The following is a 4,524-nucleotide window of genomic DNA, read 5'->3' on the forward strand; positions in this document are numbered from 1 at the left end:
ATATCCAAAAACTACTTTAAAATTACTTTTATATTTGTTACGTTTATTCTGAATTTTTTTGAAAGAATCTTGTTTCTAATTTTATTTTTAAATGTGACTATTGGCTACTTTCAATTTATAAAATTAATACTTTTTTCATTGCTAGTGATACTTAGTGTATTCTATGTGTTTATCAAGTTGAACACAAAATTAAATGTACTAAGTTTGCTTTTGATTATTGGTATGGTAGGAATAGATGGCTCTATATTATTACTAAATAATATATTCTATATGTTAGTAGGTTCTATCATTGTAGGGTATTTAATACTGAGAAATAAAGAACTTATTTATATCGTAAAAAATGAAAGTTCTCCAGTTTTTAATAAGAGACGTCATAATTATTTTATGATTTCCTTGATGCAAGAAAAATATTTTTTTATAAATTCAATTTTTACCCTATTATTTATTTTATTAATTATTTTTCAGGATTACCCGGAACAACTAAAAACAATAACTTTACTTACTATTGTTTCTGTAAATACTCCATTAACAACTCTATTCTCAGCAGACAAAGATTTGATAGTTCATGTAAAGTCGCTACCTCAAAGTACTTTATTTTTCTTAATGTATTTTAGAGTATTACTTTCGTATTACCTAATCACTAATTTATTAGTAGCCTTCACATTAAAACTTTTTGTATTGAAGAGTATGAGAATAGACTTCTTATTATTGGCCATTGGGTTAGCTATAATAGAGGCTATTATGTACCTTATGATTGAGATTTATTTTCCATTACAGAATTGGAATCTGAAAAGAGAATTATGGAAGCATCCAAGAAAATATATCGTACCAGCTATAATTTTCTTTATTGGTTGGATAACAATGTACTTAATGATTTGAGAAATACGTCTGATCCATATATTCTACTGTTGAACAACACAGGAACAGCTTTATATTTTTTAAGGTCAGCTGTAACTAAGTCCGACTTACCTTCTCATAGCTTTCAATAAAATTTGGGTTAGCAGTTTCCAATTGTTACTTTAGGGGTATATTGATTAATCCATATGGATAAGATTTATAAAAAGTTTGTTGAGAAAGTAAAACTAAAAAAACTAGGGAGATACCCTAGTTAGTAGTAGGCACTCACATAAAATTTTTATGTGACGAATAATGTGAGTATAAAGCCTCTATGTATAGAAGTTAATTAGAGACTAAGGGAAGATTGAATTATTATTGTATAGTGTGTAAGCCTACAATTGTGATTATATCAAGATGATTAAAAATTTGCAATATTTTTCAATGATCTATATTTCCCTAAATAGAGTCTGTTTACATGTTTTATAATGACTATAATAATCTTTTATAGTTATTGATACTTGTAGTATGTTAACTAAAAACACTTATGAAAAACAGCTCCTTTTGTAATGGAAGGGCTCAGGCTTTTATAGATGGATTCTATTATATGGCTTTGATATATTTTAGTTTAAAACATACCAGATGAGGTGTTATTTTCGTATACCCTTTTATGGCTCAATAAGTTTTGAAAATAATGCTGCAACCTCAGAATAGCACTGTCTTGTCTCATTTATTCTTAAAGACTTAATAAACTTGGTATATGGTAAACAGAGCCAAATAAAAGGGTGGAAGCATCCACCCTTTTGAGCATAGACCGCAGTACTACACCCCTATTCGATATTGTAAATTATAACAAAAACATATAAGCAAATCAAGGCTTTTGATTTTATAAAATATTCTCCAACTGTTCAAGTTTTTGAATAGAGTTAGCTCCCACTATTTTGTCAAATGTTGATTTAGGGACAGACTGATATAGTGTATCCTTAATTTTCCTAAAGTTTGATATATATATCTTTAATTCACGCTTACTATAACCCTGTAACCGCATCATATATAAAAGTAAGATAATATAGTCAATTATAGTGTCAAAACTAATAGTAATTTGAAGTTTTCCATTAAGAAAAGTTTTGAGCTTTTTAGGTGGTGTTTCCTTATTGAAATTCGCATCGTAAACAGGGGCATTATGCATTGTAGCATTTCTTAGTCCTGTTAAGGCGAAAACAATTTGTTCCAATAACCGTCCATCAGCGTTCAAGCCTGAGTGGGTTAAACCAATGATATCACAAAGTTCTAGTCGATCCTTTTTATTTAATGCACTTAAAAAATGGCCATACTGCCCGAATGAAATGGCCTCAAAAAAGCCCCATAAAGGGATAGGCCGACTATTGTGAATAAAATGGCTTAAAGAATCATTTTTTCCATAGTAATAAGCTATAGTTTCATCTATATTTTGTCTAAGATCTAATCTTTCTTTTAAACGTTGGCGATATTTTTTATAATCATTTATTTTATGATAATCTTTGTAACCATTTAGTCGGTCTCTAAAAATAGCTTCAATATCAGGGTTGGAATTTGTTACGAGATAATCAATTGTTCTATTTTTTAGACCAGTTTCAACCTGTGTAATCAATGGATAAATTAGAGCTTTTACAGCTGTATCAAACTTATGAATTGCTTTTATCTGATCGAAATTTGTAAAATTTTGCTTTGATGATACATTCTTTATGAATCTAAATCGTTTGTAGCCATGATAATACCCCATGTTTAAAAGGTCTGTTTTGTGCTTTGAACCTTTGATTAGTATATTATGTTTATCACGGATATGTTTCATTAAACCATTTGTAGATTTTCCTTTTTCCATGTTCTCTCCCTGTAACTGACTACAATCTTATTATACGTTTCATTATACTAGACTGTCTTCATTTATCAAGTTCTTTATAGATACCTATAAAAACATTGTTGTTAGCATATGATTTCATGGACATGTTTTGGTTAGAGTATTATCTAACCAAAGGAGGTTTTCAAGCATCACGAAACGGTCTATAAATGGATTAAACTATATGGTAAGTATAGGCGATCCGATCTTGAAAAACTTTCACTCCACGATCTGAAACACTTTAAGATGGTTTAAGCATTCATTCAAACAAAGAAGAGCTCATTTTACACTCAAATAAAGTAAGTCAATACTACAAGCGATTGCTATGGGCAAGCATTCAAAATCTGGTAGAAAAGAAAGTAGTTTTGGCAGCATTTGAGGTTGTGCAAACCATTCTAGGCTTCGGTAGTTTTACTATCGCTCTAATAGGTTTATGCTACAAACTCTTTAAAAATGACGACAAAAATAATCCGTCCCCACTTTTGGCGAAGTAAGACGGATTATTTTCGTTTAAAACTAGCCACCGTTTTTTAAACGGATTTACATGGAAGTTGAATGACTGCACAACTTCCTTTTTTTGAACAACATTTTATCAAAATAACTGATTTAAGTCAATTTACGTTTCTTCTTAATTATTTTGAGATTCATATTCCTTAAGAAAAATAGCTGAAAGTTAAGTTAAGATATATTTTGAAACTATTGAGATTTTAGCAGAAAGAAAGTATAATGAAGTTACTTTCTTTTATTTCTGTAAGTTATGTACTACAGAAAACGGCAACTCCATTGGGGTTGCCGTTTTATCTTGTATTCACTATTATTGGATTATAAGGTTTTACTTATACTTCTTTACTATTTAAAGACCAATCTTACATTAGGACAACTTTACCAAAGATAGTGCAGCTATTCTCCTTGGTAAGAGTGATAGCGGACTCATCAGTATTTAGCGAGTTAAGAATAATGTCACCATTTTCACTATTTTTACCTACCTTCATTACGCAGTACCGACTATCTAACCGTACAATAGCGATATCACCTGTTCGGAGGATAGAGTTCTTCATAACAAATATCACTTCATCATCGAAAAAAATAGGTTCCATGGAATTACCGACAATCTTAAGTGCTATATCATGTACTGGAATAGGCACAGGGTAGTCAAGACAGTCAACTGGGACTTCTGATAATTCAAAGCCTTGTGCATCGACTCTAGCATAAATACTGACCCTTTTTGTTGGTCGTTCCTTGTTAATGCCTATTTGTTTTTTAAGGTCGTTTTCTTTGATTTCTTTAGAGATGTGCTGATTATCTAATCGATTTTCTATGAAATCAACAGTCGCGTCTTGGTTTCCTTCGTCAAGTTCCTTAAACATTTCCTCTACTTGCTCTTGCTTATTGTCGTTAATTGGTGGGTAAGCGTACTTGCTTGGTGAGTCCGATAATCCTAGTAAGTAGTCTGACGTCACCCCAAATAATCCAACTAACTTCACAAGATCTTTAAATGTAGGGGCATTACTTCCGTTTTCCCACTTTCCAACTGTTTGTTGTGTTTTCCCTATTTTGGCACTAAATTCCTTTTTAGTCCAACCTCTAGCTTGTCGGAGTTTAATTAATCGGTCAGTAAACATTTCCCCCATTAAATTATTACTATCCTTACACTCTTTCATGTATTATCCCTATAACATCTTCCTAAAAAAATTATAATTTATTATAATCAAAATTATTATAGCAGTTTTAGAAACAATAAACAAATGTAGAAATAACAGTATTCAAAAGACTTTATAGACTGCATAAAATAGCTATATAAGACTGTATCATAC

At 30.6% G+C, this 4,524-nt stretch carries 4 protein-coding genes; 2 read left to right on the plus strand and 2 right to left on the minus strand.

Features of this window, described 5'->3' with window-relative positions; genetic code table 11:
* Positions 1–879 (plus strand): hypothetical protein (locus H7U02_RS11120; RefSeq protein WP_260318488.1); only part of this gene is annotated, 879 nt, incomplete at its 5' end.
* A gap of 841 nt (positions 880–1,720) precedes the next feature.
* Here H7U02_RS11120 and H7U02_RS11125 read toward each other — a convergent pair.
* Positions 1,721–2,695, minus strand: coding sequence for an Abi family protein (locus H7U02_RS11125; protein WP_201043370.1), 975 nt, complete (start codon positions 2,693–2,695; stop codon positions 1,721–1,723).
* A 350-nt stretch (positions 2,696–3,045) separates the two neighbouring features.
* On the opposite strand from H7U02_RS11125, the gene H7U02_RS11130 reads away from it, so the two are divergent.
* A complete protein-coding gene (locus tag H7U02_RS11130; RefSeq protein ID WP_311637660.1) occupies positions 3,046–3,204 on the plus strand; it encodes a putative holin-like toxin in 159 nt (52 codons plus the stop codon).
* A 372-nt stretch (positions 3,205–3,576) separates the two neighbouring features.
* Here H7U02_RS11130 and H7U02_RS11135 read toward each other — a convergent pair whose 3' ends face one another.
* The gene (locus tag H7U02_RS11135) at positions 3,577–4,371 is read right to left on the minus strand and encodes a helix-turn-helix domain-containing protein (RefSeq protein WP_201043372.1); all 795 of its coding nucleotides are present in this window, start codon (positions 4,369–4,371) and stop codon (positions 3,577–3,579) included.
* Positions 4,372–4,524 lie beyond the last annotated feature (153 nt).

The organism is Streptococcus sp. 3.1 (assembly GCF_016648915.1).
GTDB classification, from domain to species: domain Bacteria; phylum Bacillota; class Bacilli; order Lactobacillales; family Streptococcaceae; genus Streptococcus; species Streptococcus salivarius_E.